Annotated in this window: 11 protein-coding genes; 1 reads left to right on the top strand and 10 read right to left on the bottom strand. The window is 71.9% G+C overall.

Going from position 1 to position 14,086, the window contains the following annotated elements; translation table 11 throughout:
* Positions 1-216: 216 nt before the first annotated feature.
* The 9 genes from ACIGG8_RS29965 to ACIGG8_RS30005 form a co-directional block, all read right to left on the bottom strand.
* Positions 217-1,740, bottom strand: coding sequence for a CoA-acylating methylmalonate-semialdehyde dehydrogenase (locus tag ACIGG8_RS29965; RefSeq protein WP_396551881.1), 1,524 nt, complete (start codon positions 1,738-1,740; stop codon positions 217-219).
* A gap of 384 nt (positions 1,741-2,124) precedes the next feature.
* Positions 2,125-2,916: a nucleotidyl transferase AbiEii/AbiGii toxin family protein gene (locus ACIGG8_RS29970; protein ID WP_396551882.1), complete on the bottom strand. Its 792-nt coding sequence runs from the start codon at positions 2,914-2,916 to the stop codon at positions 2,125-2,127.
* Positions 2,917-2,983: 67 nt separating this feature from the next.
* Positions 2,984-3,415: a hypothetical protein gene (locus ACIGG8_RS29975; RefSeq protein WP_396551883.1), complete on the bottom strand. Its 432-nt coding sequence runs from the start codon at positions 3,413-3,415 to the stop codon at positions 2,984-2,986.
* A gap of 155 nt (positions 3,416-3,570) precedes the next feature.
* The gene (locus ACIGG8_RS29980; protein WP_350524559.1) at positions 3,571-4,965 is read right to left on the bottom strand and encodes an FAD-dependent oxidoreductase; all 1,395 of its coding nucleotides are present in this window, start codon (positions 4,963-4,965) and stop codon (positions 3,571-3,573) included.
* 61 nt (positions 4,966-5,026) lie between these two features.
* Complete coding sequence (locus ACIGG8_RS29985) at positions 5,027-5,830, bottom strand: ABC transporter permease (RefSeq protein ID WP_350524560.1); 804 nt, start codon at positions 5,828-5,830, stop codon at positions 5,027-5,029.
* The gene (locus ACIGG8_RS29990; RefSeq protein ID WP_396551884.1) at positions 5,830-6,756 is read right to left on the bottom strand and encodes an ABC transporter permease; all 927 of its coding nucleotides are present in this window, start codon (positions 6,754-6,756) and stop codon (positions 5,830-5,832) included. Before ACIGG8_RS29990 ends, ACIGG8_RS29985 begins: the two co-directional genes overlap by 1 nt.
* Positions 6,753-7,895, bottom strand: a complete 1,143-nt coding sequence (locus tag ACIGG8_RS29995; RefSeq protein ID WP_350524562.1) for an ABC transporter ATP-binding protein — start codon at positions 7,893-7,895, stop codon at positions 6,753-6,755. The genes ACIGG8_RS29990 and ACIGG8_RS29995 overlap by 4 nt, the downstream gene beginning before the upstream one ends.
* 38 nt (positions 7,896-7,933) lie before the next feature.
* On the bottom strand, positions 7,934-9,184 hold the full coding sequence (locus ACIGG8_RS30000) for a spermidine/putrescine ABC transporter substrate-binding protein (RefSeq protein ID WP_350524563.1): 1,251 nt from the start codon (positions 9,182-9,184) through the stop codon (positions 7,934-7,936).
* Positions 9,185-9,240: 56 nt separating this feature from the next.
* Complete coding sequence (locus tag ACIGG8_RS30005; RefSeq protein ID WP_396551885.1) at positions 9,241-10,752, bottom strand: gamma-aminobutyraldehyde dehydrogenase; 1,512 nt, start codon at positions 10,750-10,752, stop codon at positions 9,241-9,243.
* A 407-nt stretch (positions 10,753-11,159) separates the two neighbouring features.
* Between ACIGG8_RS30005 and ACIGG8_RS30010 the strand changes: the two genes are divergently transcribed.
* Positions 11,160-12,815: a PucR family transcriptional regulator ligand-binding domain-containing protein gene (locus ACIGG8_RS30010; protein WP_350524565.1), complete on the top strand. Its 1,656-nt coding sequence runs from the start codon at positions 11,160-11,162 to the stop codon at positions 12,813-12,815.
* 31 nt (positions 12,816-12,846) lie between these two features.
* Here the strand turns inward: ACIGG8_RS30010 and ACIGG8_RS30015 are convergent, their stop codons facing one another.
* The gene (locus tag ACIGG8_RS30015; RefSeq protein ID WP_350524566.1) at positions 12,847-14,046 is read right to left on the bottom strand and encodes a spermidine/putrescine ABC transporter substrate-binding protein; all 1,200 of its coding nucleotides are present in this window, start codon (positions 14,044-14,046) and stop codon (positions 12,847-12,849) included.
* Positions 14,047-14,086: the final 40 nt, after the last annotated feature.

The following is a 14,086-nucleotide window of genomic DNA, read 5'->3' on the forward strand; positions in this document are numbered from 1 at the left end:
CGCAGAAATGCGAACGCAACCCAGCCCGAACCTGGGAAGTGGTGTTTCAGAGGATTGGCCACCCCGGGACCGTCCGCGCAGACGCGTGTCCGGTGCTCCCTGCCGAGCAGCTCGAAGAACTCTACGCGCTTCTGGGGCCGGATGCAAACGGCAGGCAAAAGCGCGCCGGCCGGGCCCCGGGGAGAGGGGTCCGGCCGGCGCGCCGCGCGGACGGGCTCAGCTGTTGGTGGGGAAGCCGAGGTTGATGCCGCCGTGCGACGGGTCCAGCCAGCGCTGGGTCACGGCCTTGCCGCGGGTGAAGAACTGCACGCCGTCCGGGCCGTACGCGTGGGCGTCGCCGAACAGGGAGGCCTTCCAGCCGCCGAAGGAGTAGTAGGCGACGGGCACCGGGATCGGCACGTTGATGCCGACCATGCCGACCTCCACCTCGAACTGGAAGCGCCGGGCCGCGCCGCCGTCGTTGGTGAAGAGGGCGGTGCCGTTGCCGTACGGGTTGGCGTTGATCAGCGCCAGACCCTCGTCGTAGGAGGAGACGCGCACGACCGAGAGGACCGGGCCGAAGATCTCGTCGTTGTAGACGGACATGCCGGGCTTCACGTGGTCGAACAGCGTCGGGCCGAGCCAGAAGCCGTCGGCGGTCGGGGTGCCGTCCTTGTCCTCGGCGGTGACCGGGTGCTTGCGGCCGTCCACGGCGAGGTCGGCGCCGTCGGCGACACCGGACTCCACGTAGGAGGTGACCTTGTCGCGGTGCTGGCCGGTGACCAGCGGGCCCATCTCGGAGTCGCCGTTGCAGCCCGGGCCGACCTTGAGGGTGGCGACCCGCTGCTTGATCTTCTCAACCAGCTCGTCGCCGATCGGGTCGACCGCGACCAGCACGGACACCGCCATGCAGCGCTCGCCGGCCGCGCCGAAGCCGGCGTTGACGGCGGCGTCGGCGGCCAGGTCCAGGTCGGCGTCGGGCAGGACCAGCATGTGGTTCTTGGCGCCGCCCAGGGCCTGCACGCGCTTGCCGTAGCGGGTGCCGGTCTCGTAGACGTAGCGGGCGATCGGGGTGGAGCCGACGAAGCTGACGGACTTGATGTCCGGGTGCTCCAGCAGGCGGTCGACGGCCACCTTGTCGCCGTGCACGACGTTGAAGACGCCGTCCGGCAGGCCGGCTTCCTTCCACAGCCCGGCGAGGAAGTTGGCGGCGGACGGGTCCTTCTCCGAGGGCTTCACCACGACGGTGTTGCCGGCCGCGATGGCGATCGGGAAGAACCACATCGGCACCATCGCCGGGAAGTTGAACGGCGAGATGACGGCGACCGGGCCGAGCGGCTGGCGGATCGAGTACACGTCGATGCCGGTGGAGGCCTGCTCGGTGAAGCCGCCCTTGATGAGCTGCGGGATGCCGCAGGCGTACTCCACGACCTCCAGGCCGCGGGCGATCTCGCCCAGGGCGTCGGAGTGCACCTTGCCGTGCTCCGACACGATGATCGAGGCCAACTCGTCGCGGCGGGCGTTCAGCAGCTCGCGGAAGGCGAAGAGCACCGTCGACCGCTTGGCGACCGAGGCGGTGCGCCACTCGGCGAAGGCCGAGGCGGCGGCGGCCACGGCCTGGTCCACCTCGGCGATCCCGGCGAAGTCGACCTGGCCGGCGACCTGGCCGGTGGCCGGGTCGAAGATGTCACCGCGGCGGGGCGCCGCACCGGCGGTGGCGACCGGCTTGCCGCCGATCCAGTGAATGATGTGCTTGCTCAAGGTCCGTCTGCCTCCGAAGTCCCGGGCGGCATCCTGCCGCCGGTCCGGTTTGGCGCCGCCCGCGAGTGGGCCGGGCGACGGGATTCACGGGGCTACCGCGCTCGCCTTCCAGTCTGGTCCCCGTCCCGGCCCTGCTCAACGAACAGGCTGACGGGGATCTCGGATTCAGCCTTACAGGTCGTCGGCCGCTACTCCGAACGTGTTCCGCCCACGCCCCGGGGATCGCCGCAGGCCAGGGTGGCCGGCAAACCAGGGTGCCCGCACGCCAGCGCACCCGCAGGCCACGGCGCCCGCAGGCCCGGGGCCGCCGTGGGCCGGGGCCGCCGCACCCCGCCCCCCGCCCGCGCCCGCGCCCGCGCCCGCGCCGCATTCTCCGGGACGCAGCTAGGACTCCTCCTCCGAGGACGGATCCCCCGGGTACGGGTCCTCCAGGTACGGATCGTGCAGCCCGTCCGCGGCCTCCTGGGTCTCCAGCAGGTCCAGCCGCAGGTCCTGCGCCCATGCCAGTGCCCAGCGCTTCAGTCCGGCGACGGCCCTGGCCGGGACGCCCCGGGCGCGGAACCGCCCGTCCGCCGCCTCGGCGAGCGTCTCCAACCGGTCGGCGAGCGCGGCGGGCTGGAAGTCCGGGTCCAGTTCCCCTGCCAGCGCGAGCAGTTCGCCCTCCCGGTAGTAGCGGGTCAGCGCGTGGACGTCGACCAGGTCGCGCGGCATGCCCCGATCCACGAGCAGCGCGGTGGTCAGCGCCGCCGCGTCCTCCAGGGCCACGACCGGCACCACCGCCGGCGGCTCGTCCGGCCCGGGTGTGCCCAGGTCGAGCCGGACCGACCGGTGGCCGAGCGGTTCCTTGCGCAGTTCCACGGTGTGCGTCCGGCCGCCCAGCGCCAGCCGGACGGTGAGCTGCTCCAGCCGCGGGGTGCCCGGCCGCTCGGCCACCCCGCCACCTGCCGCGCGGTACGCCCCGGCGAGCGCTTCGGCCACCTCGGGCAGGTCGGCGCCGCCGGTCACCAGGGTGAGCCCGTCCTGTGCGCAGGCCGCGACGCCGTGGGCGCGCAAAGCGTGTCCGCCGGCCAGGGCGAGGCCGTGCCGGTCACAGACCGGCGCGGCCAGCCCGGCCAGGCGCAGCTGGGCCGGGCCCGGTCGGAGGGACGCGTCGACGGCGTGCGGAGCGGTGGTCACGCCTCCAGTCTGACGCGACCGCCCGCGCCGTGCGCCACCGTCGCGCCGTGCACTACCGTCGCCCCGCTCACCACCCGCCGAGACCCGCCGCGGCCTCGTGCAGGCCGAGCTCCAGCAGTACGGGGTCGGTGAGCCGCCCGGAGCCGTCCGGCGGGACGAGCCAGCGCACGCCCCGGCTGCTGCGCTCGGGGTGCGGGACGACGATCCAGGTGCCCTCCCCCGCGCTGCGCACGCCCGTGCCGACCCAGCGGGCGGCGGTGCCGACCGGCACCAGGAAGCCGAGGTGCTCCTCGCCGGAGTCGGTGAGGACGGGGCCGCAGAGGACGGTGCCCAGGATCTCCAGTGCCCGGCGTCCGAGCCGTCCGGGGACGGAGAGGACGTCCCAGCGCCGGCCGGCCGGCAGCAGCATCAGGCCCAGCCCGGTGCGTTCCCACTGCTCCCGGAAGGCCTCCGGGTCCGGTGCCACCTGTACGAGCCAGTGCAGTCCGGTGTTCTCCATGTCTGTCCCCGCTTCTCGCTTCTCGCCGTTCGTACTGTTCGGGCGGCGGGAATGACCGGGACCCGCCGTCACCAGGGAGAGGCGGACGGCGGGTCCCTCTTACACGGGTCCTGAGCACTCGGGTGGTGGGCGTTCACCCGGCCGGGTGCACCGGGTCAGCTGTCGAAGCCCAGCCCCAGCCGGTCGAGCGTGCGCAGCCAGAGGTTGCGGTGGCCGCCGTTGCGGTCGGCCCGCTCCAGCGACCGGGTGGTGATCTCGATCCCGGCCCAGCGCACCGGCTCGGGCGGGAACGGCAGCGGCTTGCTGCGGACCATCTCCAGCGAGGTGCGCTCGGTGCGCTCGCCCGCGAGCAGGTCGAGCATCACCTCGGCGCCGAAGCGGGTCGCGCCGACGCCGAGCCCGGTGTAGCCGACCGCGTACGCGACCTTGCCCCGGTACCCGGTGTCGAAGAACGCCGAGAACCGGCTGCAGGTGTCGATCGCGCCGCCCCAGGCGTTGGTGAAGCGCAGCCCCTCCAGCTGCGGGAAGCAGCGGAAGAAGTGACCGGCCAGGGTGCGGAAGGTCTCCGGCCGCTGGTCGTACTCGTGCCGGACGTGCCCGCCGTAGTGGTAGACCGCGTCGTAGCCGCCCCAGAGGATGCGGTTGTCGGCGGAGAGCCGGAAGTAGTGGAACTTGTTGGCGCTGTCCCCGAGTCCCTGCCGCCCGCGCCAGCCGATCGAGGCGAGCTGCTCGTCGGTGAGCGGCTCGGTCATCAGCGCGTAGTCGTACACGGGCACGACGTACGGGCGGACCCGCTTGAGCAGGGACGGGAACACGTTGGTGCCGAGGGCGACCCGGCGGGCGAAGACCCGGCCGTACGGGGTGCGGGCGGCCATGCCGCTGCCGTGCTCCCGCAGGTCGGTGGCCCGGGTGTGCTCGAAGATCCGCACGCCCTGGCTCAGGCAGGCATCCTTGAGGCCCCAGGCGAGCTTGGCGGGGTGGACCATGGCCACGCCCTCCTTGTCCCAGAGGCCGCCGAGGAAGGTCGGCGAGTTCACCTCGGCGCGCAGCTGGTCGGCGTCCAGGACGGTGATGTCGAGGCCGTAGCGGGCGACCGCCTCGGCGACCTCGTGGAGTTCCTCGACCTGGTGGGGCTGGGTGGCCACGTCGATCTCGCCGGTGCGCTCCCACTCGGCGTCGATGCCGTAGCGCTTGAGGGTGGCCTCGATGCCGTCGAGGTTGGCGGCACCGAGGCGTTCCAGCTGGGCGAGTTCGGACGGCCAGCGCTCCAGGCCGTTGCCGAAGCCGTGGGTGAGGCTGGCCGCGCAGAATCCGCCGTTGCGCCCGGACGCGGCCCACCCGACCTCGCTGCCCTCGACGAGCACGACGTCCAGGGAGGGGTCGCGCTCCTTCGCGATCAGGGCGGTCCACAGGCCGGAGTAGCCGCCGCCGACGACCAGCAGGTCGCAGGTGGTGTCGCCGACCAGGGCGGGCAGCGCCGCCGGCCGGCCCGGGTCCTCCAGCCAGAAGGGGGTGGGCCTGGCGTCACTGAGTGCGCGGGCGGAGTCCATGCATTATCAGCCACTTTCTACGGATAGATGACAGTACGAGCCACCGCTGACCGACCGTACGTCAGGCGGTGGCCTTCCTCCGGTTGCCGAGCCACTGGCCGGCGACGGTCAGCACGACCGCGGCGAGGAACATCGCGGTGCCGATGACGTTCACCTGCACCGGGATGCCGCGCTGCGAGGCGCCCCAGACGAACATCGGGAAGGTGACCGTGGTCGGGCCCGAGTTGAACTGGGTGATGATGAAGTCGTCGAAGGAGAGCGCGAAGCTGAGCAGCGCGCCCGCCGCGATGCCGGGCGCCGCGAGCGGCAGGGTGACCCTCAGGAAGGTCTGGACGGGGGTGGCGTAGAGGTCCTGCGCGGCCTGTTCGAGCCTCGGGTCCATGCTCATCACGCGCGCCTTGACCGCCGTCACCACGAAGCTGAGGCAGAACATGATGTGCGCGATGAGGATGGTGGTGAAACCGAACGGGATGCGCATGTTGAGGAAGAGCGTCCCGAGCGAGGCGGCCATGACCACCTCGGGCATGGCCATCGGCAGGAAGATCATCGCGGTGGTGGCCGAGCGGCCGCGGAAGCGGTAGCGGGCCAGCGCGAAGGCGACCATGGTGCCGAGCACGGTGGCGCCGATGGTGGCGAACACCGCGATCTGCAGGCTGAGCGAGAGCGACTGGCACATGTCGGCCACGCCGCAGGGGTTGGTCCATGCGTCGGTGGAGAACTCGTTCCACTCGTAGTTGAACTTGCCCACCGGCTTGTTGAACGAGAAGGCGAGCACGACCAGGTTGGGCAGCACCAGGTAGGCGAGGGCCAGCAGGCCGGCCAGCACCACCAGGTGGGCGCGGACCCACTTCAGAATCCGGGACATCAGACCAGTTCCTCCGTCCCGGCCTTGCGCATGTAGACCGTCACCATGCCCAGGATCAGGGCCATCAGGATGAAGCTCAGCGCGGCGGCCGTGGGGTAGTCGAGCACGTTCAGGAACTGCTTCTGGATGCCGTTGCCGACCATCTGCTCGCTCGGCGAGCCCAGCAGCTGGGCGTTGATGTAGTCGCCGGACGCCGGGATGAAGGTCAGCAGGGTGCCCGCGACCACGCCCGGCAGCGAGATCGGGAAGGTGACCTTGCGGAAGGTGGTGAACGGCCGGGCGTAGAGGTCGCCCGCCGCCTCGTGCAGGCGCGGGTCGATCCGCTCCAGCGAGGTGTACAGCGGCAGGATCATGAACGGCAGGAAGTTGTAGGTGAGGCCGCAGACCACCGCGAGCGGCGTGGCCAGCACCCGGTCGCCGGAGGTGAGGCCGACCAGGTTGGTGAGGTCCAGGACGTGCAGCGCGTTCAGCGCGCCGACCACCGGGCCGCCGTCGGACAGGATGGTCTTCCAGGCCAGCGTGCGGATCAGGAAGCTGGTGAAGAACGGCGCGATGACCAGGATGAGGATGACGTTGCGCCAGCGCTTGCTCGCCTTGAAGGCGATCGTGTACGCGAGCGGGTAGCCGACGGCCAGGCAGAGCACGGTGGCGACGGCCGCGTACGAGAACGAGCGGACGAAGTGCCACTTGTACTCGACCAGGGCGTCCCAGTACGTCGAGAGGTGCCAGGTGACCTTGAAGCCCTCTTCGAGCGAGCCGGTCTGCAGCGAGGTGGACCCCTGGTAGACCATCGGGACGGCGAAGAAGACGACCAGCCAGGCGATGCCCGGCAACAGCAGCCAGTACGGGGTGAGCTTGCGCCTGGGCTTGCGCTCCGCCACCAGCGGGACGACTTGGGGCGGCGCGGCCGGGATGGTGGTGGTCATGCGGCCTCCTCCGACGTGCCCGCGTCGATCGCCTGCGAGGCGTCCAGGGCGAAGGAGTGCGCCGGGTTCCAGTGCAGCCGGACGGCGGCGCCGGGGACGATCCGGGCGTCGCGCTCCATGTTCTGCTCGAAGACGGTGACCTCCTGGCCGCCGTCGGTGCGCACCACGTACTGGGTGGAGACGCCGATGAAGCTGGAGTCGAGCACCGTGCCGGCCAGCTTGTTGCGGCCGTCGGCGACCTCCTCGGAGGCGTGCGTGATGGTGATCTTCTCCGGGCGCACGCCGAGGTGGACGCGCTTGGCGTCGGTGGCGCAGCGCGCCCTGGGCACGGTGAGGCGGGCGCCGGCCGCGCTCAGCAGCAGGTCGCCGCCCTCGCTGCCGGTGACCTCGGCGGGCAGCAGGTTGGACTGGCCGAGGAAGTTGGCCACGAAGGTGGTGGCGGGGTTCTCGTACAGCTCGGCGGGCGCGCCCAGCTGCTCGACCCGGCCGCCGTTCATCACCGCGATGGTGTCGGCCATGGTCATGGCCTCCTCCTGGTCGTGGGTGACGTGCACGAAGGTGATGCCGACCTCGGTCTGGATCCGCTTGAGCTCCAGCTGCATCTGCCGGCGGAGCTTGAGGTCGAGCGCGCCGAGCGGCTCGTCCAGGAGCAGCACCTGCGGGTGGTTGATCAGCGCGCGGGCGACGGCGACGCGCTGCTGCTGGCCGCCGGAGAGCTGGTGCGGCTTGCGCCGGGCGTACTGGCCGAGCTCGACCAGCTCCAGCATGTCGTCGACCTGCTTCTTGACGTCCTTCTTGCCGCGCCGGCGCAGGCCGAAGGCGACGTTCTCGAAGATGTCCAGGTGCGGGAAGAGGGCGTAGCTCTGGAAGACGGTGTTCACCGGCCGCTTGTACGGGGGCAGGGCGGTGACGTCCTGGCCGCCGATCAGCACGGTGCCACTGGTGGGCTCCTCCAGGCCGGCGATCATGCGCAGGGTGGTGGTCTTGCCGCAGCCGGAGGCGCCGAGCAGGGCGAAGAAGGAGCCCTGGGGGACGGTCAGGTCGAGCGGGTGGACGGCGGTGAAGGCGCCGTAGGTCTTGCCGATGCCGGTGAGCCGGACGTCGCCGCCGGCGGCCGAGTCTCGCTGCTGGTCTGTCATGGGTGGTGTCTTCCTGGGTTTCTCTGCCGGGACGGGGGTCAGGCGCCGATGAGCTTGGAGAACTTCTGCTCGAAGTCGCTCTCCTCGCTCTCGGTGAGCGTGCGGAACACGTGCGCCTTGGCCGCCATCTCGGGGGTGGGTACGACCAGCGGGTTGGCCGCGGAGTCCGGGGCGAGGGTGGCGAGCTCGTCCTGCATCCCGGTGACGGCGGAGACGAAGCCGATGCCCGCGACCAGCTGCGCCGCGATCTTCGGCTGATAGTAGAAGTCGATCAGCTTTTCCGCGTTCGCCTTGTGCTGCGCCTTGGCCGGAACCAGCATGTTGTCGGTCGAGGAGAGGAAGCCCTTCTCCGGGATGACGAACTCGATGTCCGGGTTGTCGGCGCGCAGTTGGATCAGGTCGCCGCCCCAGGCGATGCAGGCCGCGATGTCGCCGGAGGAGAGTTCCTGGCCGTAGTCGTTGCCGGTGAAGCGGCGGATCTGCTTGCTGTCGACGGCCTTCTGCAGCCGGGCGATCGCGCCGTCGAAGTCGTCGGCGGTGAACTTCGCGGAGTCCTTGCCCTGGTCCAGCAGCACCATCCCGATGCTGTCGCGCATCTCGGAGAGGAAGGTGACCCGGCCCTTGAGCTCGGGGTCGTCCAGCAGTTGGGAGACGCTGGTGACCTCCTTCCCCTTGGTCGCCTTCTTGTTGTACGCGACGACGGTCTGGATGCCGGCCCACGGGTAGGAGTAGAGCCGGCCCGGATCCCAGTCCGGGGCGCGGAAGCGCGACTCGACGGTGGTGATCGCGGTGGTCACGTTCGCCGGGTTGAGCTTCTGCACCCAGCCGAGCCGGATCAGCCGGGCGGCCATCCAGTCGGTGAGCACCATCAGGTCGCGGCCGGTGTCCTGCCCGGAGGCGAGCTGCGGCTTGATCTTGCCGAAGAACTCGACGTTGTCGTTGACGTCCTCGTTGTACCTGACCTTGATCCCGGTGGCCTGGGTGAAGGCCTCCAGGGTGCCGTGCTTCTCCTTGTCGTTCTCGTCGGTGTCGACGTACAGCGGCCAGTTGGAGAAGGCGACCTCCTTCTCCGTGTCCGAGAGGTCCTTGGCGGCGTTCGCGGTGGAGTCACCGGTCGCCCGGGGGGCCGCCGGGATGCCGCACGCGGCCAGGGTGCCGGCTCCGGCGGTGAGGGCGGCGGCACGCAGCAGGGTGCGGCGGCCGAGTGCGGCCCGGCCGCTGGTCAGACTGCGCTCCCAGGCCCTGCGGACCGGTTCGGGCAGACCGTCGGTGAGCTCGTTGAACGCCATGGAACGGGCCTCCTGGGGGAGAGAGGGGCGTGGGGGGAAGCGCCCTTGTCCGGGGGTTATCTGTCTCCGAAGACGGTGCGGTGCCAGTCCTTGCGGGCCACCGCGGTGGTGTCGAACATGACGTGCTTGACCTGCGTGTACTCGTCCAGCGAGTACTGGGACATGTCCTTGCCGTAGCCGGACGCCTTGTAGCCGCCGTGCGGCATCTCGCTGATGATCGGGATGTGGTCGTTGACCCAGACGCACCCGGCCGCGATCTCCCGGGTGGCGCGCAGCGAGCGGTGCACGTTGCTCGTCCAGGCGGAGGCGGCCAGGCCGTAGGGGGTGTCGTTGGCCAGCCGCAGGCCCTCGTCGTCGCCGTCGAAGGGCAGCACGACCAGCACCGGGCCGAAGACCTCGCCCTGGACGACCTCGCTGTCCTGGGCCGCGCCGGTGATCAGGGTGGGCGGGTAGTACGCGCCCCGGGTGAGGTCGCTGCCGTCGTGGCCCTTCTCGGGCACACGGCCGCCGGTGACCACGGTGGCGTAGCTGCGGGCGCGCTCCACGAAGCCGGCCACCCGGTCCCGGTGGGCGTACGAGACCAGCGGGCCGAGGTCGGTCCGCGGGTTCAGCGGGTCGCCGATCCGGATCGCCGCGAACAGCTCGGCCACCCCGGCCACGAAGGCGTCGTACAGCGGGCGCTGGACGTACGCGCGGGTGGCGGCGGTGCAGTCCTGGCCGCCGTTGATCAGCGAGGCGGCGACGGCACCGTGCACGGCGGCGTCCAGGTCGGCGTCGTCGAAGACCACGAACGGGGCCTTGCCGCCGAGCTCCAGGTGGGTGCGCTTGACGCTCGCGGTGGCGAGCTCGGCGACCCGCTTGCCGACCCCGGTGGAGCCGGTGAAGGAGACCATCGCGACGTCCGGGTGCCCGACCAGGTGCTCGCCGGCGGTGCGCCCGGCGCCGGTGACCACGTTGACCACGCCGTCCGGGATGCCCGCCGCCGTGCAGGCCCCGGCGAACATCAGCGAGGTCAGCGGGGTCAGCTCGGCCGGCTTGAGCACGATGGTGTTGCCCGCGGCGATCGCCGGGAGGATCTTCCAGGCGGCCATCTGCAGCGGGTAGTTCCACGGCGAGATCGAGCCGACCACGCCGATCGCCTCGCGCCGCACGTACGAGGTGTGGTCGCCGGAGTACTCGCCGGCCGCCTTGCCCTCCAGGTTGCGGGCGGCACCGGCGAAGAACGCGGCGTTGTCGATGGTGCCGGGGACGTCGAACTCGGTGGCCAGCTTGACCGGCTTGCCGGTCTGCGCGGTCTCCACCCGGGCGAGGTCGCCGCAGGCGTCGGTCAGCACGGCGGCCAGCCGGGTGAGCGCCTCGGAGCGCGCGCCGGGGGTGGCGGAGGACCAGCCGGGCAGCGCGGCCTTCGCGGCGGCGACGGCCGCGTCCACGTCGTCGGTGCCGGCCAGCGCGACCTGCTCGACCACGCTGCCGTCGGCGGGGTTGACGACCTGGAAGGGCTCGCCGCTCCCCCGGGCCGGGCGGCCCGCGATGTACTGCGCGCCCGCGCCGAAGTCGGTCAGGTCCATCTGGTTCCTCCAAGTGCCGGTGGTACGACTGGGCGACGGAGAGCCGCCTCCGCGGTGGGGGTCTGCGGGGGGCGGGAGTCCGTCCTGTCGATCATCGGGGTTGCGCGATCCTGGCAGTCCGGACACGTCCGGACAAGGGATTCCACGGTTGCGTTCCGGTCACTGCGACGGATTCCGCCGTGGGGTCGGTTTTCCGCCACAGCCGACCCGCTGACCATGCCCGGTGCCGCCGGGGCGTGACAAGGGTCACTGCGACAATCTCGGCACGAAGGGCCTTACAGGGTGCAAGGGTCCGGGCAGGGCGACAGGTCGTCGTGGGGATGGATGATTCACCTGACACTCTGACCGCCCCCGCCGACGCCCGCCCCACTCCAGCCCCAGCCCCGCCCCGCACATGGAGGCCCGCGATGCTCCCCACCGTCGCCCGCGTACTCGACCTGGAGGTGATGCGGCGCGGCCTGCCCCAGGTCGTGGCCGGCGCCGACCACCTGGAGCGGCCGGTCCGCTGGGTCCACGTGAGCGAACTGCCCGACGTCGCCGGGATGCTCCGGGGCGGCGAGCTGGTGCTGACCACCGGCATCGCACTGCCCGAGGACCGCGAGGGCCTGGCCCGCTACGTCCGCGAGCTGGACGAGGTCGGGGTGGCCGGCCTGGTCGTCGAGTACGGGCGGCGCTACTTCGACGCGCTCCCCCGCGCCCTGGTGAACGCCGCCGAGCAGCGCGGACTTCCGCTGATCACGCTCCGCCGCGAGCTGCGCTTCGTCGCCGTCACCGAGGCCGTGCACGCCCTGGTGGTCAACGCCCAGCTGGAGCAGCTGCGCATCTCCGAGTCCGTCCACCAGGTGTTCAACGAGCTGGTGGTGGAGGGCGCCGAGCCGCCCGAGGTGATCCGGCAGGTCGCCCGGATGGCGGGCGGGCCGGTCGTCCTGGAGAACCTCGCCCACCAGGTGCTCGCCCACGACGCCGCCGGACGCCCGGAGGCCGAGGTGCTGGAGGACTGGGAGCGCCGCTCGCGCGGGGTCCGTCCGCCCGGCCGCACCGGCCACGACCCGCGCAGCGGCTGGCTGGTCACCACCGTCGGCGCCCGCGGCCAGGACTGGGGCCGGCTGGTGCTGGTGCAGGAACCCGGCCCGCTGCCCGAGGGCGAAGCCCACCCGCACACCATGCTGCTGGAGCGCGGCGCCTCCGCACTGGCGCTCAACCGGCTGGTGGTCCGCGACCGGGAGAGCCTGGAGCGGCAGACCCACCGCACCCTGCTCTCCGGCATCCTCACCCACGCGCTGACCGTCTCCGAGGCGGCGCTGCGCGCCCAGGCGCTCGGCGTCCCGCTGGAGGGCCGGCGGCTGGTCGGCGTGGTGCTGCGGCAGCGCCGCGGGCCGATCCCGGCCGCGCTGGAGGCGCAGGCCCGGCTGCGCGACTTCACCGAGCTGGCCGCGGGCGCGGTCCGGTCCTGCCGGCTCTCCGCGCTGGTCGGCGCACTGGACGACGAGGCCGTCGGCCTGCTGATCTCGCTCGGCGCCCAGCAGGACGAGCACGCCGCGCTGGACTCCTTCTCGGCCGCGCTGCGCCGGATGTCGGCCGAGGCCGGCCGCGAGGGCACCGACCCGGCGGGCCCGGTGGTCGCGGTCGGCTCCTCCGTCGGCTCGGTCCGCGACGCCCGGCGCACCCTGCTGGAAGCCACCCAGGTCGCCGACGCCGCCCTGCACGACGTGCCCGGCGGCGGCCGCACCTCCTCCTACTACCGGCTCCCGGACGTCCGGCTGCGCGGCCTGCTCCACCTGCTGCGCGACGACGCCCGGCTGCAGACCTACGTGGAGCGGGAGCTGGGGCCGCTGCTGGCCCACGACGCCGAACACAACGGCCAGTTGGTCCAGATGCTGCGGATCTACCTGGAGCAGGGCCGGAACAAGTCGGCCGCGGCGGACGCCGCGCACCTGTCCCGGCCGTCCTTCTACGACCGGCTGCACAAGGTCGAGCGGATCCTCGGCGTCGACCTCGACCAGGTCGAGTCCTGCCTCTCCCTGCACGTCGCGCTGCTCGCCCTGGACGCCGTGCGGCGCTAGCGCCCCGCCCCTCGTACCCGGTGGTGCGGCCTCACACCCCGGTGATGCGTCCCCAGACCTTGTGCAGCGCGGGCCGCTCGGCCGAGGTGACGTCGCGCATGGTGCGCAGCCGGGCGCGCATCTCCTCGGTCGGGAAGACCAGCGGGTTCTCGGCGAGTTCGGCCTTCTCCTTGTCGCCGCTGGCCGCCAGCACCTCGCGGGCGGCCGGCACCGGGCAGATGTACTGGACGAACGCGGCGAGCTCGGCGGCCACCTCGGGCCGGTAGTAGTGGTCGACCAGCAGTTCGGCGTTGCGCTTGTGGGTGGCGCGGTTCGGGATCATCAGGCTCTCCGCCCACAGCTCGCCGCCCTCCTCCGGCACCACGAACTCGATGTCCGGGTTCTCGGCGGTGAGTTGGACCGCGTCGCCGGAGTAGGCCTGGCAGGCGAGCGCTGCTCCGGAGGCGAGGTCGCTGGTGTAGTCGTTGCCGGTGAAGCGGCGGATGTGACTGCTGTCGACCATCCTCTGCACCAGGTCCATCGCCTTGTTCGCGTCGTCGTCGTCGAACGCCGAGATGTCCGCGCCCTGGGAGAGCATCAGCAGCCCGAGCGCCTCGTCCAGCCCGGCGAACAGCGTGACCCGGCCCTTGAGGTCGGGCGCCCACAGGTCCGCGGTGGACTTGATCTCCCGGCCGAGCGCCTTGCGGTTGTAGGCGATGCCGGTGATCCCGGACTGCCAGGGCACGCTGCGCCGGCGCCCGGGGTCGAAGGCCGGGTTCGCGAGCTGCGGGTCCAGGTTGGCGGTGACGTTGGGCAGGTTCGCCCGGTCCATGGCCTGCACCCAGCCCAGCGAGACGTACCGCCCGGCCATCCAGTCGCTGACCACCATGAGGTCCCGGCCGGGGTCGGCGCCCTGGGTGAGCACCGGGCTGATCTTGCCGAAGAACTCGTCGTTGTCGTTGATGTCCTCGGTGTAGGTGACCTCGATCCCGGTCCTCTCGGTGAAGGCCTCCAGGGTCGGCCGCCCGCCCTGGTCGTCGGTGTCGATGTACTGCGTCCAGTTGGAGAAGGCGAGCCGCCGGTCGCTCTCCGACCGGTCCGGCGCGGAGCGGCGGTCCTCGGCGACGTACGCGGACGGGATCCCGCAGCCGGTCAGCGTGCCGGCACCGAGCAGCGCGACCCCGCCGAGCACGGAACGTCGGCGCACTGGGCGGGAGTCGGACGAGCGGCGGGTCAGGGTGGTGCTGGGCATGAGCGGCCTTCCGGAGCGTGGGACGGCCCCGGCACGCACA

Source organism: Kitasatospora sp. NPDC085464 (assembly GCF_044541955.1).
Classification (GTDB): Bacteria; Actinomycetota; Actinomycetes; order Streptomycetales; family Streptomycetaceae; genus Kitasatospora.

Excerpts from the sequence above, each read along its gene's own strand:
- ACIGG8_RS29975 (WP_396551883.1), bottom strand. The coding sequence starts at position 3,415 with ATGGAGAACACCGGACTGCACTGGCTCGTACAGGTGGCACCGGACCCG.
- ACIGG8_RS29980 (WP_350524559.1), bottom strand. The coding sequence starts at position 4,965 with ATGGACTCCGCCCGCGCACTCAGTGACGCCAGGCCCACCCCCTTCTGG.
- ACIGG8_RS29985 (WP_350524560.1), bottom strand. The coding sequence starts at position 5,830 with ATGTCCCGGATTCTGAAGTGGGTCCGCGCCCACCTGGTGGTGCTGGCC.
- ACIGG8_RS29990 (WP_396551884.1), bottom strand. The coding sequence starts at position 6,756 with ATGACCACCACCATCCCGGCCGCGCCGCCCCAAGTCGTCCCGCTGGTG.
- ACIGG8_RS29995 (WP_350524562.1), bottom strand. The coding sequence starts at position 7,895 with ATGACAGACCAGCAGCGAGACTCGGCCGCCGGCGGCGACGTCCGGCTC.
- ACIGG8_RS30000 (WP_350524563.1), bottom strand. The coding sequence starts at position 9,184 with ATGGCGTTCAACGAGCTCACCGACGGTCTGCCCGAACCGGTCCGCAGG.
- ACIGG8_RS30005 (WP_396551885.1), bottom strand. The coding sequence starts at position 10,752 with ATGGACCTGACCGACTTCGGCGCGGGCGCGCAGTACATCGCGGGCCGC.
- ACIGG8_RS30010 (WP_350524565.1), top strand. The coding sequence starts at position 11,160 with ATGCTCCCCACCGTCGCCCGCGTACTCGACCTGGAGGTGATGCGGCGC.
- ACIGG8_RS30015 (WP_350524566.1), bottom strand. The coding sequence starts at position 14,046 with ATGCCCAGCACCACCCTGACCCGCCGCTCGTCCGACTCCCGCCCAGTG.